This window comes from Cloacibacterium normanense (assembly GCF_002943105.1).
Lineage (GTDB): Bacteria > Bacteroidota > Bacteroidia > Flavobacteriales > Weeksellaceae > Cloacibacterium.
Genome location: NZ_PTPZ01000007.1, coordinates 79,497 through 104,150, shown reverse-complemented (window position 1 = coordinate 104,150; position 24,654 = coordinate 79,497). Strand labels below are relative to the sequence as shown.

Below are 24,654 nucleotides of genomic sequence, written 5' to 3'. Positions count from 1 at the left end.
AAGGACTGATTTATTATGAAAAAATCGGCTAAATTACTTAGCGAATTTTTTGTATTTGTTCATGAATTTGTCTACTCTACCTGCAGTATCTACTAATTTTACTTTACCAGTGTAGAATGGGTGAGAAGTAGAAGATATTTCCATTTTGATTAATGGATATTCTGTACCTTCGTAAACAATAGTATCTTTAGTTTCAGCTGTAGATTTGCAAAGAAACACTTCGTCATTACTCATGTCTTTGAATACAACTAATCTATAATTTTCTGGGTGAATTCCTGATTTCATATCTTTATTGTCTTTTTAAATTTTAGTTGATAATAATTGCGTGTAATGGCACTGCTTTTATTATTCTTAATTTTAGACTGCAAAAATAAAAATATTTTTTGAATTGACAAATAGCGTTTTAAGTTTTTGTGAAAGAAATTTTACAGTTTTTTCGTTTTTAGAAACAGTTCAGCTTTTTTCATTAACTTTACGCTTATTTTTAAACTTCCATGAAGACAAAATATTTTCTTTTTTTCGGGTTTTGGTTGGCTCTTTTTGTCATTTCTTGTAACAGAGATGAAATAGAATTTGATGCACCAAGCAAAAAACTCAGATTTTCGGTAGACACTTTGGTTCTAGACACGGTTTACAATCAGGTGAGAAGCGAAACCTATGCTGTAAAAATTTATAACGACGAGAATAAAGATATTTCCATTCCAAAGATTTATCTGGAATCAGGAAATTCTTCACTTTACAGAATTAATGTAGATGGAAAAGCAGGAACGGAATTTACCAATGTTCCCCTTCGTAAAAAAGACAGCCTTTATATTTTTGTAGAAATTGCTCCTACTGCAAATGCTCCAGAAGCGATTGCGGAAGAAAGAATTCAGATAGAATCGCCAGTTGCGAATCAACATGTTACTTTGCTTTCAGTAGTTCAAGATGTGGAATTTTATATTTCTACCGAAAACAGTCCGAAAATTTTAACAGACAATACTTCTTGGAACAATAAAAAAGCCAAAATTATTTATGGCGATTTGAAATTAGCTGATGGAAAATCACTGACTATTTCTGAGGGAACAAAAGTTTATTTTCATAAAAATGCCAATTTGAAAATCGGGAAAAATGCTCAATTGATTGCCAATGGAGATTTAGGCAAAGAAGTAATTTTCCGCGGAGATAGAAATGATGCGAGATATGACACGCTTCCTCTTAACTGGGGCGGAATTCAGCTTGAACAAGGTGCAATTGCCAATTTAAAATATGCTAAAATTTTTGGTGGAACCACTGGTTTAGAACTCAATCACGCTTCTGCTACGCTTAAAAATACGATTGTTCATACTTTTCAAGATTTTGGAATTTTAGGAATTAATGCCACTGTAAATGCAGAAAATTTGGTGGTTAACAATTGTGGACAAGCGAATTTAGGAGTTTTTAAAGGCGGAAATTATACTTTTTTACATGCTACTTTTGCCAATTATTGGAACTTAAATAGCACTTTGCCGAGTTTTGGAATCTATGCAACTAACGAATATAACAACGGAACTTCTAACGAACAAGGCGCTTTAACATTAAATCTTCAAAATTCTATCATTTACACCGAAAGAAATAACGCGATTCAGTTCAAGCCAACTACTGGACAAACATTTAATTATTTCATCGAGAATTGTTTGGTGAAATTTGATGCTGCAAACGCAGGTTTTACTTGGGACGGAAATGCTAAAATTGTGAATTCCATCAAAAACGAAGATCCAAAATTTGAGAATTATTTCACCCAAAAAATGAATTTGAGAGTGAAAGCAACTTCTCCCGCAAAAACCAAAGGAAAAGTTTCTACAGCAGCTTTGGTTCCTCTAGATATTGTAAAAGTGAACAGAACTAGCAATCCTACTATTGGAGCGTATCAATAAAAAGTTTCGAGTTGTGGGTTTCGAGATACGAGATTATCTCGCAACACGCAACACGTACCTCGTAACAAAGAAATTATGGAAATAAAAATTCTACAAAATCAAGTTGATGAATGGATAAAAACCATTGGCGTTCGTTATTTTAATGAATTGACGAATATGGCAATGTTAACCGAAGAAGTAGGAGAAGTTGCTAGAATTATTGCCAGAAAATATGGTGAACAAAGCGAAAAAGAATCTGATAAATCTAAAGATTTAGGCGAAGAATTAGCAGATGTACTTTTTGTAACTTTGTGCTTGGCAAACCAAACTGGCGTAGATTTACAAGCCGCTTTTGATAAAAAGATGAAAGTAAAAACCGAAAGAGATTTTGACCGTCATCAAAATAATGAAAAACTGAAATAATGAGAGAACCAAAATTTATTACGGATTTAAGGCACAAAGTAGAACATGAATGGTTCGGAACGCTCACCAGATTTGGGAGTAGACTGGGAATTCCTGTTTCTAAATTACGTGTATTTTTCATTTATTCCACTTTTGCGACTGCTGGTTTTTTCTTCTTGGTTTATCTCATGATGGCATTTACACTTTGGGTAAAAGATATTTTCGTTACCAGAAGACCTAATGTTTTTGACCTATAAATAATGGTTTTCATTAAAATCAAAAATCGTAAATCAAAAAATCGTAAATCGTAAATAAAAATGGTTTGGTTCGAAGAATTACAAAACCGCAAGAAAATTTCTAAAATTTTCTACCGCTACGAAAAGACTTTTCCCGAAGAAGAAAGACGAAGCAAAGACCAATTTTTAGATTTGGCCGAAAATCCAGACGCTTTTGTTTATTCCATTAATCACGAAGACGAAAATATAGGATATTGTGTAATTTGGGAGCTTCAAGGATTTTATTTTTTAGAGCATTTTGAAGTTTTTGAAGAATTCCGAAATCAAAAATTTGGAGAAAAAATTCTGGAAAGTTTACAGGAAAAATTTGAAAAATTGATTTTAGAAACTGAGCCTGATTCACTTTCAGAAATTGCAGAAAGAAGATTGCGCTTTTACGAAAGAAATGGTTTTAGCATCATAGAAAAAAATTACCTTCAACCAAGTTATGGCGAAGGTAAATATGCTGTTAATTTATTTTTAATGGCTAATTTCGAACCTGAAAATCTAGAAACGTTAGTAAAAGAAATCCACGAAATGGTCTACGAAATCTAAAATTTCAACTAATCTACTTCATATTCTAATTTAATGGTAATGCTCGCTTCTTTTTCTTTTGATTGAGTATTATAAGTTCCGCCATAAGAAAAATCTTCATTAGAATTAGGTGCGGTAATTTGGATAACACCCATTGTTGCTTTTTTAAGGTTTCCTAAATCAGAACCTGCATTTTCTGCAATTTTTTCGGCGCGTTCTTTAGCGTCTTTTGTAGCATTAGCAATCATTTCTTGTTTTACTTCTGCCAATTTGGTGTAAAAATAATTAGGTCGAGAAGAAGTGAATTCTATTCCTAGATTGATGATTTCTGTAATATTTCTAGACAAGTTTTCAATTTTTGCCACATCTTTACTTTCTAATGAAACCGATTGAGTTAATTGGTAACCTGCAAAAGTTTGGTGACTGCTTCCATTAGCGTCTGAAACATAATTGTATTGCTTCTGAATATCTACCGCCGAAAAAACGATTTCGTTTTTAGGAATTCCTTTAGAAATCAAATAGTTTTCGATGATTTTTCGATCGTTTGAAAGTGCATCATAAGCTTGTTTCAGTTCAAAACTATTTCTGGAGAAGTTTCCGCTCCAAGTGATGAGGTCCGAAGTGAATTTTTTGGTTCCAAGACCGGTAACAGAGATGGTGTTTTCTGATTTGTTTCGGTTTTTGATGGCGCTTCCTAATAAGCCAAGTCCAATGATGAAGCCTAATGAAGCAACAGCAATGGCGATAATGTTTTTGTTCATAAAATTGTGATTTTAGGTGATGATTTGATAACTTTAAATTTACAAAAAATTATACATCAAATTCAATTCCATACTACTTTAATTTTCTAAAATCATTAATTTTTGTTTCTGCTTGTTTCCTGAACTGAGCAATATCGCTTCCTTTGAGATAACCATATTTATAAGCGTTTTTTAAATCTAAACTACTCATTACATGAAAGATGAACGAGGAAATTTCACTTTTCTTAAGTCCTAAATCTGTAAAATAATCTTCACCCAGAATTTCTAGAAAATCTTCAGCTAAATCAATTCTATCTGCTTTACTAGAAACTTTACCTACAGAAAAACCTTCACCTTTAGGTTGTACAAATTCGCCTGCTTTTGGTTTTAGTATTAGAGGATCAGATTTTTGAGTGATGTATTTTGCGATATCTTTATTGAGTTTTACTTTTCTCACAGATTCTACTCTTCTTGCATCTTCTCTTAAATTGCCGGTAAGTTTGGTTTTAATTTCTACTTCTTCTATTTCTACAACGGATTTTATCAGCGTAATTTTTATAGAATTTTTAAAATCTTCGGGTTTTACAGAATAGGTAAATCTATCAAATTTTTGTTTTACGAATCGCAGTGCATCATTGTTTTTTGCAGAAATCATAAAATTTCCATCGCTGTCTGAATATGTTTTTTCGTCGGTTCTGGTGTTTAGAATTAGAACTCCAGATAATTCTATGTTTTGTTCTGAGGTAATTTTTCCAAAAATGTATTCTTGAGCATGAACAGAATGGGAGATAATGAATAAAAATAGGATTAGAGTTTTCTTCATGGGTTATGATTAGCAGGCTCAAAATTATTTTGAAATTTGATTGCTAAAACAACTTTAACCGAGATTAACTTTTTTATGAATTTTTAAGAGAGAAATTTTCAAAATTTGGTTAAAAAGTTCTAATGATGACGGAAGGCGGAAATTTGGCGCCAATATAAAATAAATACAGAATTAAAATTTAGGTACATTTTTTGCTTATATTTGCATACTTAAAAATTGGGGTTGACTGGTTTCGACAGCAAGACCAATGGGTAAGTAAGCATGCAGAGAACCGTAGCGCGATCTCTTTAATCCCTTGCTACAGAATTTAACTGGCAACGAAGAGTTTGCTCTTGCTGCTTAATCCGAAGCTTAGTAGGATTAGCGTTTTTCCCGAAGTATAGTAAGGAAACAAGATGTCTCCCGAAAGTTCTGTTCTGCGACGTTCGATTCCGAGGCATAGAAAATGCGGAAATAAGTCCCGAAAAACTTCGGTTCGGGAACGAAAATTATAGAAGATAAGCGTAAAGTTGGCTGTTTGCTGTCTGCTTTACGACGAAAACCAATAGCAAAATAAGCATGTAGAAAGCTTGCGTATTGCTTGTTTGGACGAGGGTTCGAATCCCTCCAACTCCACAAAAACTCCTGTAAATTATTGATTTACAGGGGTTTATATTTACGGGTGCTAATTTAGGTGCTAATATCAATTAGCGGAAGCAAGATTCCGATTGTCAATTTCTGTTTTTTCTTGAATAAAAAAATGTATTGTATAAGATTCTAAATTCAAAAAAAAGTAAAATAAAATAGTATATTACAATTGAATATCCCACAACGAATTGATTTGTGTGAAGATTGAATTTTATAATTAATAAACCTATAGGAATACCATACAAAACAGTTATTACAAATCTAAAAACTATCCCTTTCCCTTTGAAAAAATCATCATTCGCTTCAACTCCATAATCTCCTGTCTGAAGAATGAAGAAAATAAGATGATTAATTAGTATCATTGTTGTCTGATAAAACAAGAAGGCTTCCTGAAAACATCGTAAATTCATTTTGCGCACTACAAAATACCGGAATGATAAATCTTTTTATTTTTGATTTTCTTAAAAATTTACGAATTAGGACGGCTAATTTCCCAATTCCAGTTGGTTTTTTACAAGGTTATAACAATCTGTATTTTTGTTAACTATATTTTGATGATTGCCTTACCACCAGAAAAAAGCAGATTTTAAAGCCCTACAAAAAAACCTCCTTTAAATCGCTTTAAAAGAGGTCGTTATTTTAGATTATTATGAGATTTTATTAAATTGTGGAGTTCTGCCACGAGTACCTATGATATAGAATGTTTTTTAAAATGTATATCCAATTCTAAAAGTCAAGTCCGGTGCTATTTCAGATTTGTTATTTATGTATCCTGCATCTTTTAAATATAAATAACGATAGCCTAATCCAAAAGAAAATTCATAATTGAAGTTCTTATTTATGTTTCTTCTGAATCCATATGTTGGAATTATAGAAAAATCACTTATAATATTTACGTTATCATAATTTGAAATTACAAACCAATTTGGATGAAAAGTTGATTTCAGAGAGAAAAAATTAGCAGAATTACTTTCAATATTTTTTCCTTTGGATAATCTACGATCAATATTATAATAGTATCTTGGCTCAAGACGCAAAAGAGGAGTTAATAAAAATCCTTTTTTTTCATAGTAACTTCCTCCCCAAAAACCAGCGGATAGTCCAATTTCACTTCTTAAAACGGTGTTTTTGGTTATTTTTGCTTCATTATTAAACCAAATTCCAGCAATTCCTATCTGAGTGCTGAAGATTGAATTCTCTACATCTTTATTTAATTCTTGTGAAAAAATTAAATTTGAAATGATTATAGTGAATAATATTATTGTCTTTTTCATTTATATTATTGTTTATTTATTGTCCAATTTCCAGATAAATTATTTTGTTTCCAAGTTCCACTTTTCGTGGCTAAACTACCATTTAAAGTAAATTCCGAATTTTGAGAGTAAACAGAGTTTAAAACTCCATTGTCAAAAACTTGTCCATAAAATGTTTCAGATGAATTATATATATTTCTTATTACTTCAACATTTCCAGCTTTATATACCTTTAATGTGAATGTTGAATTAATACCTGAACCACTATAAATACCATACCAAGTTCCTTGGTATGGTGAATTATAATTATTTAACTCACTATTAAATTGATTTTGCTCTATTATTCTTCCACAAGAGTTTAATAAAACCAAAATGATTAATATTGAAAGTCTCATATTTAGTTGTTGATAGTATTAATTTTACTTCCGTGCCAAACTCCATTTCTTTTAGCAATTCCATACATTAAAACTCTAAATTCTTGAGGTTTTTTTAATGCGCTTCCACTTAAATCTGGTGAAATATTACCATTGTCAGGATTGAGATTAAACCCAATCTGAAATCCAAAATCAAAAGACTTTTCTAATTTATCATCGTTGTAAGCATGTTTATACAAAGTTTTTTGAATTAATATTTTACCTAATGCAGGAGCTTTGTATGTATATGTAATGTTATTTGAATCTGGAGTTGGTTTTCCAAGGTTTTGCCACCAATTGCCTAAAGTTGGAATTACATAGTTCCAAAATTGCTGGTTTAATTTATCTGCAGCTAATTGTTTATTGCCTGCTTGAATTGCTTGATTGATATATTGATTATTACTAAACTGTTCTATTACAATATCATCTTGCAAAATTTTTGGAAAACCTTGTGTAGAATATCCAGTTATGTTTAGTCCATTTTGTGACCAATTTACGTTTGCATCAAACATTAAACGGCTATTATTATTGTATATTGTTGTAATACCATACTGTGTAGTAGGATATTGAAAATAGCTAGAATAATCGTATGAAAATTGTCCAGAAATAACACCTAATCTTAATTCTTGACAGTTTTCTTTTCTCCACAATCCAGTCCATCCTTTGTATTGATGCTTTACTTTTACACCCAAATTATAAACCAAATAGTAATTATAATTATATGCCTTTGTTTTTACTCTATATCTGCTTTCATATTTATCTATACATATATCGCTATCTCCAAATATCCCATCAAATAAACCATTTGTTGGTGAACAATTTTGCAAATTATTAATGAAATTATACATCTGGTCGTAATTGTTTGCTGGTGGAGTGTATGTGCTTCCTCCTCCTCCATAACCACCACCTGAATTTCCTCCGCAGTCATATGAATTGAAGTATTCAATGTCGGTTGAAGCAACTAAACTTAATTGATTGCAAGGTTGTTGTTGGATAAAATTAATTTTTGCTGTTTCTTCCGTTGGAATTAAAAGGTCACTTGAAATATTTTTAGAAGCTAAAAAAGAATCAAGTTGAGCATATTTATCTTCTTCAATTACAAATAGACCAACATCTGTATATTTATAAATTTCAGTTCCTACTTGTATTTCAGCATCATTATTTAGAAAAGCTCCATAAGCGTCATCACCTATAACTTCTTCTAAATCATCAATATCATCGATTATTTCTTCATCACTTGTAGTCTTGCTTAAATAATTAGATATTTTTGAATGTTTTGATGCTTTAGCTTTTTGCTTCAAACCACCAATCCTTGATTTCAGTTTTTGAGCGACTAAATTTTCATTTTCTTCAGTTAAAATTGGTCTTAAAGGTAAATAATCTTTTTTATCAATATAGTTTGCAATTTCATCTTCACTTGCATTTTTGAGTTTATCATAATGAAATTGCAACGAAGACTTATTTGGAAAGTATAACCTTCCATTTTTCACACTTGCATCAGATATTACTTCGTTTTTTATATCTTGTTGTGATGTATTCAGTAAGTCATCATTACAAGAATTTATTAACAGCATTGATGTTATTAATGCTAAAATTTTGATTTTTTTCATAAATTTGATTTTAAGGTTATTTTTATTACTAATCTACTCATTCACACTTTTTACAACTACCACTTAATTTCATCCTTTTTCGGAGGGTCGCTTTCTTGTACCTCTAATGAATTAGATTCATTGGAGGTGGGAGTAGTAATCCCCACTGAATCTTTTTTTACTTTTGCAGATATTGAATTATTTTGTATTCCATCAGGAACTGTTGTTAATTCTTCTGCTTCTCTACAACTGATTACCAAAACAAATACAGCAATTGCTGATACCCAAGAGATAAACTTTTTCATATTATTCTGTTTTTTAAGTTTATCCCGGCGCCGGGAAATTTTATGATTGAATTCTGGATCTAAATTATTTGTGCAAAATGACTTTTCCTAAAAAAGCCAGTCTTGAAATGGAAATTGACAAATAAGGACGTCGTAAAAAAGAAATTAGGACAAATATTTAACTGACAATTAACAATTTAAATTTTATTTATATAGATTATAAATAATTTGTAAATGATGAATTTTAGGCTGTTTTATCTAAATTTGTATTCATAAACGTGTTATAAAAGTGTTATATAGAAAAATATTTTTTTGTTTTTTTTATTTGTCTTTGTTTTTTTCTTCTGGAAAAATATATGGACAGACAAATTATGAAACCCTAAGAAGTGTTTATGAAAATTTTGATGAGAGTGATAAAAAAGCATTACACTATGTGAAAATTTACATACAAAGAGCCAAGCAGGAAAAGAACTATCCCGAATTGGTGCAGGGATATAGAGATGCTACTTTTTACTCTAATGATAAAAGACTTAAAATAAAATATGCCGATAGTGCCGTAGCTACTGCACACAAAACAGATGATAAGGAACTCATTTCTACTGTTTACCTGCTGAAAGGCAGTTTGTACTATTTCTATTATAAAAACTACCAATCTGCATTGGCAGAATATTTAAAAGCCTATCAATATTCTAAAGACAATAAAGATGATTATCTTAAATATAAGATTATCTATCAAATGGGATTAGTGAAAAGTTATCTGGGATACTACAACGAAGGCATTGAACACTTTAATGAATGCATTTCTTATTTTGAACCAAAAGCAAAAGGAAACTCCCACCGAAATATAATATACAATTCTACTAAAGGCTATCTCAATAGCTTACATCAAATTGCCGTTTGTTACAGAAATATAAAAGATTACAGGAAGGCAGACTCAATTATTGATGCAGGGCTTCGTTTTTCAAAAATCGATGAATTCCCATCAGAAAAAGCTTACCTAACAAAATGTAAAGGAATTTCTGTATATCATCACAAAGATTATAATTCCGCTATTACACTTTTACAAAAAAGCCTGCCTGTTTTTAACAAAGAAGATGATTTCTATTGGGCTTCTGTCGCAGATTTCTACATCGGAAAAAGTTATTTAGGATTGGGAAAAGAAGATTTGGCAATACAACAATTTGAGAAAGTAGATTCTACTTTTCAGAAAAGACAATTTATTGTTCCCGAAATTCTTGGAAATTACAATTTTCTGATTAAGTATTACCATAATCAAAAGGATTCGGAAAAAGAGTTGGAGTACTCAAAAAAACTTCTGAAAGCAGATAGCATTCTTAATAGAGATTATAAATATTTGTCTGAAAAAATCCATAAAGATTATGATACGCAAATCTTGGAAGAATCGAAAACTAAATTAGAAACTCGTAATAAATGGGGATTAGGAACAATTGTCATACTTATCACAATATTACTTATAGTTGCTTTATTAGCTTGGAAATTTTACAAAAACGGTAAACAGATAAAATTAAAATATCTTGAACTAGAAAATAATCTAATACAGCAAAACCAGCAAACTTCACTATCGTACGAAAGCGTTTCCATCTATGCAAATTCAGTATTAAGTGAAGATATATTTAATGATTTACAAAATAAACTAAAAGAGTTTGAGACTAATAAAGGATTTAAAGAAAATGGGCTAACTATCGACAGACTTGCAAATATTTTAAATACAAACAAATATTATCTTTCGCAGTATATCAATGATGTGAAAGGTGTAAATTTCAGCAAGTATCTTTCAACGCTTCGCATTAATTACATTACCAAATTAATGTATGAAGATCCATATTATCTGCAACTAAAAGTTCAAGGATTGGCTGATGAATGTGGAATAGGTTCCCGCCAGAATTTTTCTGACCTCTTTCAGGAAATCAACGGCATACGCCCAGCAGATTTTGTAAGACAAAGGAAAAAAGAGATGGAAGGACAAGGTGGTATTTTAGGTGCTTTATCTTAATTTAAATCACTTTTAGCGCCCCAATTTGCTCTTTCTTTCAATGTTGATTTCTTCAGGCTGACTATTTCTCTTTTCTCCAAACCGAAGCAATGTGAAAATCTTTGCCATTTTCTCAGAATCCCTAAAAACCTCCTCAAAAGCAGAAAACGGAATATTATTGTCTTTCGATATTTTTTCACAAATCCTTGCAACTTCATCAGAAATTTTAAAATCTTTAGATTTTAGGCGTTCATAAAAAGATACTTTCAAACGCTCATTATTGATGGTTTTCTGTATGATATTAACCACCGATTCCAAATATTTTTTCTTTTCAACAGCAAAAACAGTTGCATTGGTCAGGAGCGTGGAGTTTTTGTTTTTGAAAAAGAAAACTTCGTTTTTTAGGCTTTCGATTTTGGTTTTCAGCTCTGCAATTTGTTTCTCTTTGGATTCCAATTCTGTTTTATTTTTCAGAATTTGGAGATTGTTGGATTTGATAGCCTTTTTGTAGTTTTCAATCGTTTTGTCCGTTTTTATTTTCTGAAAACCGAGAAAATCGGATTCTTTTACGATTAAATCTTCTGCTTTTTTAGAATCAATTTCCTGTTGCATTTCATTGCACCTTTCTTCCAAAATTTTCAAATCTTCTTCTCTTTTCTTGATTTTAAATTCTACCGCTTCCAGTCTTGTGAGTGAACCAGAAACACCACGTTCCATTCCCAAACATTCCGAAGCCAAATCCTGCATTTTGGAATAATGAAAGGATTGATGTTTCAACGTTTTTCCTGTTTCCAAATCCTGCCAATCTGCGACTAAATGAGCGTGATAATTCGGTTTCCATTCTTTGGTGTCTTTATCGTAATGCCCTTCGTCTTTGTGAATGGCGATTTGAAAAACCCTAATTTTCAGTTCATCTTCCAATCTTTTTGAGAGGTTGTGCAAATCCTGCATTGAGGTATTTTCTTTAATCACAACCACCGCTTCCCGAACCGGCATTGCATTTTTCTGTAATTTTCTGCCTGATTTTTCTTTGCAAAAAGCTTCTATTTTTAACAGTCGGTCTGCAATTTTTTGCTCCATCCAATATTCGTTTTTCGGGGTTAAATCTTTGCGGATGTAATCAAAGGATTTCTTTCTAAAATTATGAATTTCGGAATCTGATTTTGCCACTTTGAAATTGATGGATGTCTTCATTTTTCTTACTTTTGATGATGATTTGATGATGATTTGACCTGTGAATTTTTTACGCAGGTTACTCTACAACCTGATCATTTTTTTTTTTCAGGTTACGGACTGACCTTGCATTATTTTTTACAGGTTGGGAAAGCCTTACTCTGAATTATTTTTCACAGGTAAAACGCTGAACCTTATACTATTTTTTACCGCTAAAAGCCTCGCAGAGCGAAGTAGAAACTTTGTTGGGAGAGCATCGACCTTCAAAGTTGCGAATGAGCTCCTAACTTTTGCCGATAGTTGTTAAAAAAAATATCCGCACGCATTTTCAACGTTTTCTTTTGTAAATCGGATTCGCTTGGTTGGTTTCGCTTTCCTGCTCTTCGTGTTTTGATTTGATTGGGTTGTGTTCTTCTATTTTGATTTTTGTATTAATTCCGGAAAGCAAATAGTCATTCAAATCTTTGTGAGGCAAATAAATTTCCGAACAATCTTTGGCTTCAGGAAATGATTTCAGAATTTCATTTTTGCAAATTTCTCCTGCTTTATCATTGTCTAAAAACAAATGGATTTCGGAATAATTTTTTAAATATTCTTTGGTTTTATGCAGTAATGAAATAGAATTCATCACCAATACATCGCCATTGAAAAACGGTTTCAGCTCAACAAAAGACAAAGCATCCATAAATCCTTCAAAAACAGCGATTCTTTTCCCTGTTTCATTTTGATTTTGGCTTTCATTATTAAGCTTAAAAACAGAAATATCTTTCTTCAATAAAGAACCTTTGTAAAATGAATTTCTCAATTCCCAACCTCCGGAAAGGTTTTCAAATCCGATAGCATAAAGATTTTTCTCGCCCAATGTAAAATGAATTTCTTTTACTAACGGATAAGCACTTGACGAAAGCCCTCTTTGATGAAGATATTGTTTCAGATTTTCATTTTCAAGTTCATTAATTGCCGTGATTTTATAATTTGGTTTTGAAATTTTTGAACAAATAATATTTTGCGGTTGAAAAGAAGAAAAGTTTTGCTTTTCCGACCATTCCAAAACTTCTTTTACGGAAGCATTCAGATATTTTAGCATAAAATCGGTATTATTTCCGCCTATACCTTCCGAGTGGAGATACCAAATATTGTTTCTTTTATCCAATTTAAAAGAGGCTTGGTTCTCGTTGGAAAAAGGATTGAGATACCAAGCTTCTTTATCCGTTTGTTTTGTAGGAAGATGTCCGAGATTTTGAAGGACTTCTTCCAACTTTATGGTGTTGAATTGTTTGCAGTTCATTTTTTATTTGTTTTCTATATTTTTTCTAATTTCTCTTACCTCATTACCTTTCCATTGATTTACAGTGTTTTAAAGCATATTCTTGTCATTACCTTTCTTTACCTTCTTACCATAAATCCTTTGTTTAGGTAGTTTTAGGTAATTATTTTAAAAATTCAATTACCTTAATAAATTATTGATTATTAGATATTTAAAATAATTAAGGTAACTTGGTAACTTTGGTAGGTAGATTTACTCTGATTTTCTTTTGATGAGATAACCGTACACCTGAAGTTTGGGATGTTTTATTCTTTGGTATTTCAAACTGGTGAGTGCTTTGCCTATTTTTATGTTATTCAGTCGCAATCCCAAAGCGTTGTTCATCGCCAACATAATATCGGTTGCCGTAAGAAATTCCTCAATTTTTTCCGATTTTTCAAAATGTGCCGAAATTAACTCTTGTTCCATCGAAACCTGTGCGTATTTTTCGTTCCGCTTTTCATTTTCGGTGATGTCTGTTGCTGTCAATTCCGGATTGTAATTTTTTCTTTCATAAGCATTGTAATAGGCTTGAGCCCAGACTTGATTGATATTGATCTCCTTAGAATAATTGAAGTCGAAAGAATACACCTCAAAAATTAACCAACGAATGCTACCTGTTTCATCGGTAAGAAAATCAGTCCGATTGGTTGAACCTACAAACGAGCAAATCCGCTCTAAAAATTCAGCTTTTCTGGCATAAGGAAGTCTAATATTGGCACTGCTTTTTGAAATGAAAGATTTCAAAGTATTCACATCCGATTTTGATAAAACTGCCAATTCATCAAGGTTGCAAATCAAATTTTTACAAATGGAAATAATTCCGTCTTTGTCGATGGATATATTTTCTGTATAATAATTTTCTAATTTTGGCGGAATTAAAAACCGTAAAAAATATGATTTTCCCGAATTTTGATGCGATGCTAAAACCAAAGATTGTTTATTGACATAACCTTTATTTAGAGAACACAAAACCGCTCTAGTCAACCATTTTTCAAAATGATAAAGAAATGCTTCGTCATCATTAGTTTTAAGATATTGACAGAGATTTTTGATGTAATTTTCTCCATCCCAAGTTTCTAAATTTTCAAAATACTCACGGATAGGATTATACTGCTGAATTAAATGGCTTTTTACCAAAATTTCCAGTTTATTCATATTGATTTCGATTCCTGATTGCGCCAGCTCTATCAAAAGGGAATTGATGTTTAACGAAGTCCATTCACTGGCGGAATCTTTCAGGCAAATCTCCAGTTCCAGCGCAATGACGTTGAAACGGATTTTGTATTTCCCTTCCAGATAATCAATCGTCCTGTCATATATCGTTTTTGATTTGGTTTCCGACTGGTACAACGTGGGCTTTCCGTGTAAATGCCCATTTTGTATCAGTGGTTCAATCCCTGTTGTCGAAGAGGGAACTTTCTCGCTCATTTTTTGTGGATTTTAATTTACTCCGTAAGAGATACGGAAGGTTAGAGAATAGTGTTTCGGATAAACAAAGACATGTCTATCTTCTATACTTCAATGATTTTACTTCATTTAAAGCATTCATCAAATCCAAATGATTGATACGGTAAAATCTGCCTATTTTGTCAGCTTTGATATTTCCTTTGAGAACGTGGGAACGAACGGTCTGATAATCTAACTTCAAAATTTCCGATGCCTCCTTAAAGGAATAGAATTTCTTTTTCAGTTCGATTTCAGGTTCTTTCTTTATGGAATGGATAAGTTCTTTTAGCTCTTCTAATCCGTCCATAATGGGTTGAAATGGATTGCTTGTCTGCATAGTAATTGTTTTAAAATTCTATGCAAATATTGCTTAGTTGTGTTTTAAATCTATGAATTTTAGTAAATTCAGTAAAATTTAATACTTAATCATAAATTCTATTGATAAATCATCAAATAATTTTTTCTCTTCTTCTTTGGTTGGATAGGGCATTCCATTTGAAAATGAAGCAGTTGAAATTTCAAAATCAAAATCCGTTTTCAAGGCTTTTATGATGTCAATATTTTTTACATTCTTTATCAAACCTTTTTTTTTGAGGAATGTTAATACTCCGGCAAAGAAGATAATGGGAATATCAAATTTGTTATTTCCATTTAAGTAAAAATTATTTTTCATTACTGAAATGAATTTATTATAGTTTTCCTTATTTGCAAAGATTGATTGGAATGTTTTTTTAGGTTTTTTATTCTCATTTATAATAAAATAATAAAAAAGCGTTTCTTGTGCACCTTTTAAAAAATTTTCTTCTAAAACTACTGTGTTGGCAGCAGATAATAAGCTTTTGGATTCTTTAGCATACTTTTTTAAACAGTACTTTATTTTATCTTCGAAAGTATGTTCATTGGAATTTTCCAGCGCTTTAAAGTGTGTGGCAAAAAAATTTTCAATGTTATTATATTCTATTTGAGATTCAAATTTCTCCAGCTCATTTAACTTTACATTAGCAGCTTTTTCTCTAAGAGCATTAATAATTTCATAAAGCAATTCTTTTATATTTTTTCCTTTAATAATTCGACTGACAATAAAAGGTATTGCTATAATTTCTGCACCAGGATTGTATTTGAGATACAAATTGTTTTGTTTCATTATTTAAAAACTTCATTCATATAATTAACTTTATCTTCTTCGCTCGGGCGGTAATAATTATTGAAAACCTCCAAACTTCTATGTCCTGTATAAGACATAATTACCTTATCTGGAACTCGTTTATTTTTCATTATTGTAATAAAACTTCTTCTGGCGGTATGGCTGGATATCCTTTCCCAAAATTCCGATTTTTTATCTATCAGTTCATCGCCATATTTCATTGTCTTTTTTATTTCATCCGTAAACTCCATTTCCTGAAAGACTTCTTTTATAAATTTATTCATTTTCTGATTGGAAATATTGGGAAGATTATAATCATACTTTTCTAAAATTGCTCGTGAGATACTGTTTAATGGTATTGAAAGATTTTTTGTTTTGCTTTTCAAATCGACTACACGAATAAAATCTTCTTGAATATCTTCTTTGGAAATACTGCTGTAATTTCCAAAACGCATTCCTGTAACACAACCCAAAACAAACAAATCTCTTACTCTTTCCAATCTTCTATTTTTACTGAAATCGTAATTGTAAATTTCTTCTACCTGCTGATAATTTAAAGCTATTTCATCGGTTCTGAATTTTGGAGGTTTTTTGAAATTTAGAAAACTATTGCTGTATGTATATTTTTTTCCCAAAGCCCAACCTAAAAAAGTTTTTAACAATCCTACATTACGATGAACCGTATTTGCCGAATGTTTCTTCTCCTCGATGCAATATTTGAGAAACTTATTATAAAGCTTTTCATCGAAATTTCCGAGTGCTATCTTAATTTTATAATCTTTTTGGAAATCTTCAAGCAATGTCTTATTGCATTTATATCTTTTCAGTGTTGAAATAGAAATGGCATTCCCTGTATAGTCATTTTCTTTTTCAGTTAAAAAATCTTGATAAATTCTAAAAAAATCACTTTTAACAGTTACTTTTTTAAAATGTTCATCAAATCTCTGTTTAATTACATCTGTGGTTAGTTCTTCATTAATATTCTTATAACGATCGACAATTTCAGTAAAAAAACCACTATACCTATCTAACTGCTTTTTCACGCTTCTATGATTTTCTGCTCTTTTTGTTCGTCCATTCAAATCATTGGGTTGCCTATTTTCAAAATCCCACTCAATAGGTTTAATTTTTTCTCCGGTAGAATAAATAAAATTTTTACCTTCATTTCCAAAATAAGAACGAAAGTAAATAAGAGTTTCCTTTTCGCTATTAGGTTCTTTGAGTTTAAATGTATAATTCATTAGGTGCTAATTTAGGTGCTAAAACTTCTATATTTAAGCATAAAAACAATATGTTTTTATATATACAAATATATGTAAAATATTGATAAATAGAATATTTATAAAATATAAAGTATATTAACTTCATATAAGTTCATTTCCCTCCAACTCCACGAAAATTAAAACGCTACAAAATCATTTGTAGCGTTTTTTTATTTCTTAACTTTGAGGAAATTACTGAAAATGAAAACAAAAATTCTAGTTTTTTTCCTTGTTGTTTTTTCTCAAAGCTTTTTTTCTCAAAAAATTGACCAAAAATATTTTCCTAAAGAATATGTAGAAATTACCCATCCTGAATGGAGCAAAAATGCTACGATTTATGAAGTAAATCTTCGTCAATATACTGCAGAAGGAACTTTCAAAGCCTTTGAAAAACATTTGCCTAGACTGAAAAGCATGGGTGTAGATATTATTTGGCTCATGCCGATTCATCCTATTGGCGAAAAAAACAAAAAAGGGGGTTTAGGAAGTTATTATTCTGTAAAAGATTTTCGTGGGGTGAATCCAGAATTTGGAACTATGCAAGATTTTAAAAATTTGGTCAAAAAAATCCATGATATGGGAATGTACGTAATCATCGATTGGGTTGGTAATCATTCTGCTTGGGACAATTCTTTGGCAACCACTCATCCTCATTGGTACACTAAAAATAGAGACGGAAATTTTCAACCAACACCTTGGTATGATTGGGATGATGTGATTGATTTTGATTATGAAAATCCAGAATTTAGACAATACATGACAGAATCTCTTAAATTTTGGGTAAAAGAGGCTAATATTGATGGTTATAGAGCAGATGTAGCAGGTTTTATTCCTGTAGATTTTTGGGAAAATGCCAGAAAAGAATTAGACCAAATAAAACCTGTTTTCATGTTGGCGGAGTGGGAAAGTAGAGATTTGTACAAAAAATCTTTTGACATGACTTACTCATGGACGCTTTTTGAAAAATTAAAAGATGCCACTACACAAAATAAAGGAATTGGCGGATTGGTAGAATATTTAGCTCACGATGTAGGTTCGGTTCCTAGAAATGCTTACAGAATGGTTTTTACTGACAATCACGATATGAATTCTTGGAACGGAACGCCGCAAAGAAATTTCGGGAAAGGATTAGAAACTTCTATCGTTTTTTGTGGTGTGGTAAACGGAATGCCTCTTATGTATAGCGGACAAGAAGCTGGACTTGATAGAAGTTTGAAATTTTTTGACAAAGACCCAATCGAATGGAAAGACCATCCTCATGTAGCGTTATTTAGTACTTTATTTCACTTGAAACACAAAAATCAAGCGCTCTGGAACGGAAAATACGGTGGCGAAATGGTAAGAATTACCAATGATAAAATGGACAAAGTAATCTCATTCCATCGTGAAAAAAATATTGACGCTGTTTTGCCAATTTTTAATTTCTCTAACGAAGAATTAACAGTGACCCTAGATTCTAAATATTTCCAAGGAAATTACACAGAACTTTTTAGTAAAGAAAAAATTCAAGTAAAAGAAAGCTACACTGTTTCTTTGAAGCCTTGGGATTACAAAGTTTTGGTGAAGGATTAACAAATAAAAAATAATTACTACATTTAAAATCCGATTCATTTAATCGGATTTTTTTAATGTATGCTGAAATCTATTCTCGTTAATTCGCCAGAAACGCAAAAAGAATTTTTAGAATTTCCAGCTCGTTTGTTTAGAAACGAGAAAAATTACATTCGCCCATTAGATAAAGACATTGAAGAGGTTTTTAATCCCAACAAAAATAAATTTTTCAGAAATGGAACTTGTGAAAGATTTCTTTTTAAAAATGCAGAAAATCAAATAGTAGGGAAAGTTGCGGTTTTTGTCAATCCAAAGTATGAACAAAAGTTAAAAACTGGCGGAATTGGTTTTTTTGATTGTATTGATGACCAAGAAACGGCAAATTTCATCTTTGATTTTTGTAAAAATTGGTTGCTGGAACGCGGAATGGAAGCAATGGACGGGCCGATAAATTTCGGGGAGCGAGACAAGTTTTGGGGTTTGCTCATTGAAGGTTTTCATGAACCGTTGTACGGGATGAATTTTCATGCGCCGTATTATCAGAAATTGTTTGAAAATTACGGTTTTCAGATTTATTTTAATCAATTGTGTTACGGCAGGAAAGTCTATGATGAGGTTTCACAAGTTTTTATGAATGGACATAGAATGAATGCTAAAAATCCAAATTTGAAAGCAGTTCATTGGAAAAAAAATCAATTGGAAAAATTTGCGCATGATTTTGCAGAAATTTACAACAAAGCGTGGGCAAATCATGGTGAAGGAAAGCAAATAGAAGCTAAAAAAGTGCTGAAAATGTTTCAAATCATGAAACCTATTCTAGACGAAAATATCTCTTGGTTCATTTATGAAAATGATAAACCGATTGCGATGTGGATTAACATTCCAGATTTGAATCAATGGTTTAAATACTTGAATGGGAAATTCGGTTGGATTGAAAAATTGAAATTTTTATTGGCTAAATTTTTTATAAAAAATAAGAAAATGGTAGGATTGGTTTTCGGAATTGTTCCAGAATGGCAAAGAAAAGGTATCGATGGATTTATGATTTGGGAAGGTACAAAGCATTTCAGAAAAACTAGAAATTATACCGATTACGAAATGCAATGGATTGGAGATTTTAATCCAAGAATGATTAAAATTGCCGAAAATTTAGAAACAAAAGTCACGAGGAAACTCGCGACTTATCGTTATATTTTTGACCAAAATCTTCCGTTTGAAAGACACAAAATGCTTTAGTCTTTAAACACTTCAGAAGCAATTCTTTTTACCACTTCGCTTTTTCCCATGGAATAATAATGTAGAACAGGAGCGCCGTTTTTCATTAAATCTTTGCTTTGCTGAATGCACCAGTTGATTCCAATTTCTTTTACTTCTTTGTTGTCTTTTGCTTTAGCAATGGCAATCACCAACTCGTTAGGCAAATCTACCTTAAAACGATGCGGAATCATACTCAGTTGAGACTTGGTAGTAATTGGTTTTAATCCAGGAATAATAGGAACATTAATACCAGAAGTTCTACATTTTTCTACAAAATCGTTATATTTTTGATTGTCGAAAAACATTTGCGTCACGATATAATCTGCACCTGCTTCTACTTTTTTCTTGAGGTGGTAAATGTCTTGTTCCAGACTTGCTGCTTCCATGTGTTTTTCAGGATAACCTGCAACACCGATGTTAAAATCTGTACAGGCAGAATTTTCTAAACTTTCGTCTAGGTAAGTTCCGTGATTCATTTTCACGATTTGCTCTACCAAATCTTTGGCAAAAGCATGTCCGTTTTTCTCTGGTTTAAAATAGGTTTCTGTTTTCACCGCATCTCCTCTTAATGCAACTACATTATGAATTCCCAAAAAATCGATGTCTATCAAGAAATTTTCGGTGTCTTCCTTAGAAAATCCACCGCACAAAATATGCGGAACTGCATCTACACCATATTTATTCTGAATTGCAGCACAAATTCCCACGGTTCCCGGTCTTTTTTTCACCACTCGTTTTTCCAGAAGTCCATCTTCACGTTCTACATATTCATATTCTTCACGATGATACGTAACATCTATAAATGCAGGATTAAATTCCATCAATGGATCAATCGCATCAAAAATCGATTGTATATTTTGACCTTTTAGAGGTGGCAAAATTTCAAAAGAAAAAAGTGTTTTTCCGTTTGCGTTTTGTATGTGTTCTGTAACTTTCATTTTCTCAATTCAAAGTTCAATATTTTAAATTTTAAGCTAAATTCGGGCTCAACCATTTTCTCGCGAATTCTAAATCTATATTTTTTCTTTCGGCGTAATCTTTCAGCTGGTCTTCTGTAATTTTTCCTACTCCGAAATACTTCGATTTTGGGTTTGCAAAATAATATCCAGAAACAGAGGCTGTAGGGAACATTGCCAAACTTTCTGTCAATTCTAATCCTATGTTTTCCTTCACTTTCAATACTTCCCAAATCGTGGTTTTTTCTAAATGGTCTGGACAAGCAGGATAACCAGGAGCAGGACGAATTCCTACATATTTTTCGGAAATTAAATCTTCATTTTCTAGATGTTCATCACTAGAATAACCCCAAATTTCAGTTCTTACTTTTTTGTGTAAATATTCCGCAAAAGCTTCCGCCAATCTATCAGCAATTGCTTTTACCATAATCGCATTGTAATCATCATGTTCTGCTTCATATTTTTGAGCCAATTCATCCGTTCCAAAACCTGTAGTCACCGCAAAAGCACCGATGTAATCTTGTTTCCCAGAATCTTTTGGAGCGATAAAATCACTCAAAGCCAAATATTCTTTGCCATCAGATTTTTTATGTTGTTGACGAAGCGTTCTAAATGTGAATGTTTCCTCACCATTTTTCAGTTCAATATCGTCTTGCTCATTAGAATTGGCAGGAAAAATTCCGAAAATTGCTTTTGCAGTTAATAATTTTTCATCCACGATTTTCTTCAACATTTTTTGAGCATCTGCAAAAAGTTCTTTTGCGTGTTCTCCTACAATTTCGTCTTCTAAAATCTGAGGATACTTTCCAAATAAATCCCAACTTCTGAAAAACGGACTCCAATCAATAAAAGGTATTAGTTCTTCTAAATCTTGATTTTCAATCAATTGAATACCTAAATTTTTAGGTTCAGAGATGGTCTCGTTTTCCCAATCGATTTTGAATTTCTGATTTCTCGCTTCTTCAATCGAAATATATTCTTTATCAACTTGTCTATTCAAAAATTTCTCACGGAAATCGGCATAATCGGTTTTCAAATCCGAAACATATTCTGCATTTCTATTGCTTAACAAAGAACTCACTACTCCAACCGCTCTGGAAGCGTCATTCACGTGAATTACCGCATTTTTATATTTCGGGTCAATTTTTACTGCAGTATGCGCTTTAGAAGTTGTGGCACCACCAATCATCAAAGGGAAATCTAAATTTCTGCGTTCTAATTCATTGGCAATGTGCACCATTTCGTCTAAACTTGGCGTAATTAAACCACTCAAACCAATGACATCTACTTTTTCATCAATCGCAGTTTGAATAATTTTTTCGGCAGGAACCATCACTCCTAAATCTACAATTTCGTAATTATTACAACCCAAAACTACGCTCACGATATTTTTTCCAATATCGTGAACATCACCTTTTACAGTCGCCATCAATACTTTTCCATTGGCTTTTTGAGCAGAATCTTTTTCAGCTTCAATGAAAGGTTGAAGATAAGCCACGGCTTTTTTCATTACTCTCGCAGATTTTACTACCTGTGGTAAAAACATTTTCCCGCTGCCAAATAAATCACCAACTACACCCATTCCTGTCATTAAATTTCCTTCAATCACATCTAGAGGTTTTGCAGATACTTTTCGAGCTTCTTCTACATCTTCTTCAATAAATCTATCAATTCCTTTTACCAAAGAATGCGTAATTCTCTCTTGCAAAGGCAGATTTCTCCATTCTAGATTTTCTACAATTTCTTTTTTTACCGATTTATGTTTTTCAGAATAATCCAATAATCTTTCCGTAGCGTCATCTCTTCTGTCTAGCATTACATCTTCCACCAATTCTAATAAATCTTTCGGAATTTCATCATAAACTTCTAGCATTGTAGGATTTACGATTCCCATATTCATTCCATTTTTGATAGCGTGATACAAGAAAACCGAATGCATTGCTTCTCTTACCGAATCATTTCCTCTAAATGAAAAAGAAACATTAGAAACACCACCAGAAACCGAAACGTAAGGCAAGTTTTCTCGAACCCATTTTGTTGCTTCTATAAAATCTAGAGCATTTCTACGGTGTTCTTCCATACCTGTTGCAACAGGGAAAATATTGAGATCGAAAATAATATCTTCGGCAGGAAATTTTACAATTTCTGTGAGGATTTGGTAACTTCTTTTACAGATTTCAATTCTGCGCTCGTAATTATCAGCTTGTCCATTTTCATCAAAAGCCATTACAACTACTGCAGCACCATATCTTTTGATGGCTTTGGCTTGACGAATAAATTCTTCTTCACCACCTTTTAAACTGATGGAATTTACTACACATTTCCCTTGAACCACTTGCAAACCAGCTTCTAAAATTTCCCATTTTGAAGAATCTATCATCATTGGAATTCTGGAAATGTCAGGTTCTGAGGCGATTAAATTTAAGAATTTAACCATGCAATATTTTCCGTCTAAAAGTCCATCATCAAAACAAATGTCTAAAATCTGTGCGCCACCTTCCACTTGATGACGAGCAATATCTAGAGCTTCAGAAAATTTTTCTTCTTTAATCAATCGGAGAAATTTCTTAGAACCTGCTACATTGGTTCTTTCTCCAATATTGATAAAATTGGATTCTGGAGTTATAATTAAAGGTTCTAGACCCGAAAGTTTTAAATATTTCATATTATAAATGAGATAATTAGTTAATTTGAAAATAAGATAATGCTTGTGAAAAGCATCACATTAACTCATCATCAAATCATCACATCAACTTTTCTTGGTTGATAATTTTTCACGATTTTTGCGATTGCAGCAATGTGGTCAGGAGTTGTTCCGCAACAACCACCAACGATATTTACCAATCCTTTTTCTGCGTATTCACGGATTTGTTCTGCCATAAATTCTGGAGATTCATCATATTGCCCGAAAGCATTCGGTAAACCAGCGTTTGGATAAGCAGAAATGTAAAATTCAGAATTATTAGAAATGGTTTCTAAATAAGGCGTTAATTGTTTCGCACCTAGAGCACAGTTAAACCCAACGCTCAATAAATTAAGATGAGAAATAGAAACCAAGAAAGCTTCAGCTGTTTGTCCACTTAAAGTTCTTCCAGACGCGTCTGTGATGGTTCCAGAAACCATAATTGGAATCTGAATTTTTCTTTCTTCCTGAATTTGATCTATGGCAAAAAGTGCAGCTTTAGCATTCAAAGTATCAAAAATGGTTTCTACCAAAAGAATATCAGAACCGCCATCTAAAAGTGCTTCTGCTTGTTGTTTGTAAGCAATTCTTAACTCATCAAAAGTAATGGCTCTATAACCAGGGTCATTTACATCCGGAGAAAGAGATGCAGTTTTATTAGTAGGGCCAATAGAACCTGCTACAAATCTTGGTTTTTCTGGAGTTAAAGCCGTGAATTCATCACAAACTTTTCTTGCAATTTTTGCGGATTCATAATTCAGTTCATACACCAAATCTTCCATGTGGTAATCTGCCATTGCAATGGTAGTCGCAGAAAAAGTATTGGTTTCGATGATGTCTGCACCAGCTTCTAAATATTTTTTGTGTACCGCTTCAATAGCATGAGGCTGAGTAAGAGAAAGTAAATCATTATTTCCCTTCAATGGAGATTCCCAGTTTTTAAATCTCTCGCCACGATAGTCTTCTTCCGTAAACTGATATCGCTGAAGCATAGTTCCCATAGCTCCGTCTAGAACAAGGATTCTTTGCTGTAAATTTTGATAAAGTATGTCGCTATTTTGCATTT

Annotated in this window: 23 protein-coding genes and 1 other RNA gene; 8 read left to right on the top strand and 16 right to left on the bottom strand. The window is 32.0% G+C overall.

The window, feature by feature from the left end:
- Window positions 1-33: 33 nt before the first annotated feature.
- A complete protein-coding gene (locus tag C3729_RS10985; RefSeq protein ID WP_069800586.1) occupies window positions 34-285 on the bottom strand; it encodes a type B 50S ribosomal protein L31 in 252 nt (83 codons plus the stop codon).
- A gap of 209 nt (window positions 286-494) precedes the next feature.
- Here C3729_RS10985 and C3729_RS10980 point away from each other — a divergent pair, with 209 nt between their 5' ends.
- The 4 genes from C3729_RS10980 (at window position 495) to C3729_RS10965 (ending at window position 3,106) form a co-directional block, all read left to right on the top strand.
- Window positions 495-1,895 carry a hypothetical protein gene (locus C3729_RS10980; RefSeq protein WP_104794189.1) on the top strand — a complete coding sequence of 467 codons (1,401 nt, stop codon included), beginning with the start codon at window positions 495-497 and terminating at the stop codon, window positions 1,893-1,895.
- Window positions 1,896-1,970: 75 nt separating this feature from the next.
- On the top strand, window positions 1,971-2,297 hold the full coding sequence (locus tag C3729_RS10975) for a nucleotide pyrophosphohydrolase (RefSeq protein WP_104794188.1): 327 nt from the start codon (window positions 1,971-1,973) through the stop codon (window positions 2,295-2,297).
- The gene (locus C3729_RS10970) at window positions 2,297-2,533 is read left to right on the top strand and encodes a PspC family transcriptional regulator (protein WP_069800592.1); all 237 of its coding nucleotides are present in this window, start codon (window positions 2,297-2,299) and stop codon (window positions 2,531-2,533) included. Before C3729_RS10975 ends, C3729_RS10970 begins: the two co-directional genes overlap by 1 nt.
- A gap of 60 nt (window positions 2,534-2,593) precedes the next feature.
- Entirely contained in the window at window positions 2,594-3,106 is a 513-nt protein-coding gene (locus C3729_RS10965; protein WP_104794187.1) for a GNAT family N-acetyltransferase, read from the top strand.
- A gap of 8 nt (window positions 3,107-3,114) precedes the next feature.
- On the opposite strand, the gene C3729_RS10960 is transcribed toward C3729_RS10965, so the two are convergent.
- Entirely contained in the window at window positions 3,115-3,846 is a 732-nt protein-coding gene (locus tag C3729_RS10960) for an SIMPL domain-containing protein (RefSeq protein ID WP_104794186.1), read from the bottom strand.
- A 73-nt stretch (window positions 3,847-3,919) separates the two neighbouring features.
- The gene (locus tag C3729_RS10955; RefSeq protein ID WP_104794185.1) at window positions 3,920-4,648 is read right to left on the bottom strand and encodes a hypothetical protein; all 729 of its coding nucleotides are present in this window, start codon (window positions 4,646-4,648) and stop codon (window positions 3,920-3,922) included.
- Between the two features lie 218 nt (window positions 4,649-4,866).
- On the opposite strand from C3729_RS10955, the gene ssrA reads away from it, so the two are divergent.
- Window positions 4,867-5,266, top strand: a transfer-messenger RNA (tmRNA) gene (ssrA, locus tag C3729_RS10950).
- A 716-nt stretch (window positions 5,267-5,982) separates the two neighbouring features.
- On the opposite strand, the gene C3729_RS10940 is transcribed toward ssrA, so the two are convergent.
- The 4 genes from C3729_RS10940 to C3729_RS10925 are packed head-to-tail and all read right to left on the bottom strand — an operon-like array spanning window position 5,983 to window position 8,835.
- Window positions 5,983-6,549 (bottom strand): hypothetical protein, encoded by a 567-nt coding sequence (locus tag C3729_RS10940; RefSeq protein ID WP_104794183.1) that lies wholly within the window; start codon window positions 6,547-6,549, stop codon window positions 5,983-5,985.
- A gap of 5 nt (window positions 6,550-6,554) precedes the next feature.
- Window positions 6,555-6,923, bottom strand: a complete 369-nt coding sequence (locus tag C3729_RS10935; RefSeq protein WP_104794182.1) for a hypothetical protein — start codon at window positions 6,921-6,923, stop codon at window positions 6,555-6,557.
- A gap of 2 nt (window positions 6,924-6,925) precedes the next feature.
- A complete protein-coding gene (locus C3729_RS10930) occupies window positions 6,926-8,551 on the bottom strand; it encodes a hypothetical protein (protein WP_104794181.1) in 1,626 nt (541 codons plus the stop codon).
- 56 nt (window positions 8,552-8,607) lie between these two features.
- Window positions 8,608-8,835, bottom strand: a complete 228-nt coding sequence (locus C3729_RS10925) for a hypothetical protein (protein WP_104794180.1) — start codon at window positions 8,833-8,835, stop codon at window positions 8,608-8,610.
- A 412-nt stretch (window positions 8,836-9,247) separates the two neighbouring features.
- Between C3729_RS10925 and C3729_RS10920 the strand changes: the two genes are divergently transcribed.
- The gene (locus tag C3729_RS10920; protein ID WP_133159979.1) at window positions 9,248-10,828 is read left to right on the top strand and encodes a helix-turn-helix domain-containing protein; all 1,581 of its coding nucleotides are present in this window, start codon (window positions 9,248-9,250) and stop codon (window positions 10,826-10,828) included.
- Between the two features lie 12 nt (window positions 10,829-10,840).
- Here C3729_RS10920 and C3729_RS10915 read toward each other — a convergent pair whose 3' ends face one another.
- From C3729_RS10915 to C3729_RS10890, 6 genes are all read right to left on the bottom strand, one after another.
- Complete coding sequence (locus C3729_RS10915; RefSeq protein ID WP_133159978.1) at window positions 10,841-12,001, bottom strand: hypothetical protein; 1,161 nt, start codon at window positions 11,999-12,001, stop codon at window positions 10,841-10,843.
- A 307-nt stretch (window positions 12,002-12,308) separates the two neighbouring features.
- On the bottom strand, window positions 12,309-13,268 hold the full coding sequence (locus C3729_RS10910) for a toprim domain-containing protein (RefSeq protein ID WP_104794177.1): 960 nt from the start codon (window positions 13,266-13,268) through the stop codon (window positions 12,309-12,311).
- A gap of 231 nt (window positions 13,269-13,499) precedes the next feature.
- Window positions 13,500-14,717 carry a VapE domain-containing protein gene (locus tag C3729_RS10905; protein ID WP_104794176.1) on the bottom strand — a complete coding sequence of 406 codons (1,218 nt, stop codon included), beginning with the start codon at window positions 14,715-14,717 and terminating at the stop codon, window positions 13,500-13,502.
- Window positions 14,718-14,793: 76 nt separating this feature from the next.
- On the bottom strand, window positions 14,794-15,072 hold the full coding sequence (locus C3729_RS10900; protein WP_104794175.1) for a helix-turn-helix domain-containing protein: 279 nt from the start codon (window positions 15,070-15,072) through the stop codon (window positions 14,794-14,796).
- Between the two features lie 78 nt (window positions 15,073-15,150).
- The gene (locus tag C3729_RS10895) at window positions 15,151-15,879 is read right to left on the bottom strand and encodes a hypothetical protein (protein ID WP_104794174.1); all 729 of its coding nucleotides are present in this window, start codon (window positions 15,877-15,879) and stop codon (window positions 15,151-15,153) included.
- Window positions 15,879-17,120: a tyrosine-type recombinase/integrase gene (locus C3729_RS10890; protein WP_104794173.1), complete on the bottom strand. Its 1,242-nt coding sequence runs from the start codon at window positions 17,118-17,120 to the stop codon at window positions 15,879-15,881. The genes C3729_RS10895 and C3729_RS10890 overlap by 1 nt, the downstream gene beginning before the upstream one ends.
- Before the next feature lie 222 nt (window positions 17,121-17,342).
- On the opposite strand from C3729_RS10890, the gene C3729_RS10885 reads away from it, so the two are divergent.
- Window positions 17,343-18,713, top strand: a complete 1,371-nt coding sequence (locus C3729_RS10885; protein ID WP_104794172.1) for an alpha-amylase family glycosyl hydrolase — start codon at window positions 17,343-17,345, stop codon at window positions 18,711-18,713.
- A 60-nt stretch (window positions 18,714-18,773) separates the two neighbouring features.
- Entirely contained in the window at window positions 18,774-19,928 is a 1,155-nt protein-coding gene (locus tag C3729_RS10880; RefSeq protein WP_104794171.1) for a hypothetical protein, read from the top strand.
- Here C3729_RS10880 and metF read toward each other — a convergent pair.
- The 3 genes from metF to C3729_RS10865 all read right to left on the bottom strand — a co-directional run bounded on the left by metF (window position 19,925) and on the right by C3729_RS10865 (window position 24,652).
- Window positions 19,925-20,887: a methylenetetrahydrofolate reductase [NAD(P)H] gene (gene metF / locus C3729_RS10875; protein WP_104794170.1), complete on the bottom strand. Its 963-nt coding sequence runs from the start codon at window positions 20,885-20,887 to the stop codon at window positions 19,925-19,927. The genes C3729_RS10880 and metF overlap by 4 nt on opposite strands.
- Window positions 20,888-20,918: 31 nt before the next feature.
- Window positions 20,919-23,570, bottom strand: coding sequence for a methionine synthase (gene metH, locus C3729_RS10870; protein WP_104794169.1), 2,652 nt, complete (start codon window positions 23,568-23,570; stop codon window positions 20,919-20,921).
- Between the two features lie 71 nt (window positions 23,571-23,641).
- Complete coding sequence (locus C3729_RS10865; protein ID WP_104794168.1) at window positions 23,642-24,652, bottom strand: homocysteine S-methyltransferase family protein; 1,011 nt, start codon at window positions 24,650-24,652, stop codon at window positions 23,642-23,644.
- Window positions 24,653-24,654 lie beyond the last annotated feature (2 nt).

Bases quoted from the DNA above. Each gene is read 5' to 3' on its own strand.
- C3729_RS10910 (WP_104794177.1), bottom strand. From the start codon at position 13,268: ATGAACTGCAAACAATTCAACACCATAAAGTTGGAAGAAGTCCTTCAA.
- C3729_RS10925 (WP_104794180.1), bottom strand. From the start codon at position 8,835: ATGAAAAAGTTTATCTCTTGGGTATCAGCAATTGCTGTATTTGTTTTG.
- C3729_RS10980 (WP_104794189.1), top strand. From the start codon at position 495: ATGAAGACAAAATATTTTCTTTTTTTCGGGTTTTGGTTGGCTCTTTTT.
- C3729_RS10865 (WP_104794168.1), bottom strand. From the start codon at position 24,652: ATGCAAAATAGCGACATACTTTATCAAAATTTACAGCAAAGAATCCTT.
- C3729_RS10900 (WP_104794175.1), bottom strand. From the start codon at position 15,072: ATGCAGACAAGCAATCCATTTCAACCCATTATGGACGGATTAGAAGAG.
- C3729_RS10965 (WP_104794187.1), top strand. From the start codon at position 2,594: ATGGTTTGGTTCGAAGAATTACAAAACCGCAAGAAAATTTCTAAAATT.
- C3729_RS10880 (WP_104794171.1), top strand. From the start codon at position 18,774: ATGCTGAAATCTATTCTCGTTAATTCGCCAGAAACGCAAAAAGAATTT.
- C3729_RS10930 (WP_104794181.1), bottom strand. From the start codon at position 8,551: ATGAAAAAAATCAAAATTTTAGCATTAATAACATCAATGCTGTTAATA.
- metF (WP_104794170.1), bottom strand. From the start codon at position 20,887: ATGAAAGTTACAGAACACATACAAAACGCAAACGGAAAAACACTTTTT.
- C3729_RS10955 (WP_104794185.1), bottom strand. From the start codon at position 4,648: ATGAAGAAAACTCTAATCCTATTTTTATTCATTATCTCCCATTCTGTT.
- C3729_RS10935 (WP_104794182.1), bottom strand. From the start codon at position 6,923: ATGAGACTTTCAATATTAATCATTTTGGTTTTATTAAACTCTTGTGGA.
- C3729_RS10970 (WP_069800592.1), top strand. From the start codon at position 2,297: ATGAGAGAACCAAAATTTATTACGGATTTAAGGCACAAAGTAGAACAT.
- C3729_RS10975 (WP_104794188.1), top strand. From the start codon at position 1,971: ATGGAAATAAAAATTCTACAAAATCAAGTTGATGAATGGATAAAAACC.
- C3729_RS10885 (WP_104794172.1), top strand. From the start codon at position 17,343: ATGAAAACAAAAATTCTAGTTTTTTTCCTTGTTGTTTTTTCTCAAAGC.
- C3729_RS10890 (WP_104794173.1), bottom strand. From the start codon at position 17,120: ATGAATTATACATTTAAACTCAAAGAACCTAATAGCGAAAAGGAAACT.
- C3729_RS10915 (WP_133159978.1), bottom strand. From the start codon at position 12,001: ATGAAGACATCCATCAATTTCAAAGTGGCAAAATCAGATTCCGAAATT.
- C3729_RS10895 (WP_104794174.1), bottom strand. From the start codon at position 15,879: ATGAAACAAAACAATTTGTATCTCAAATACAATCCTGGTGCAGAAATT.
- C3729_RS10985 (WP_069800586.1), bottom strand. From the start codon at position 285: ATGAAATCAGGAATTCACCCAGAAAATTATAGATTAGTTGTATTCAAA.
- C3729_RS10940 (WP_104794183.1), bottom strand. From the start codon at position 6,549: ATGAAAAAGACAATAATATTATTCACTATAATCATTTCAAATTTAATT.
- C3729_RS10905 (WP_104794176.1), bottom strand. From the start codon at position 14,717: ATGAGCGAGAAAGTTCCCTCTTCGACAACAGGGATTGAACCACTGATA.
- C3729_RS10960 (WP_104794186.1), bottom strand. From the start codon at position 3,846: ATGAACAAAAACATTATCGCCATTGCTGTTGCTTCATTAGGCTTCATC.
- metH (WP_104794169.1), bottom strand. From the start codon at position 23,570: ATGAAATATTTAAAACTTTCGGGTCTAGAACCTTTAATTATAACTCCA.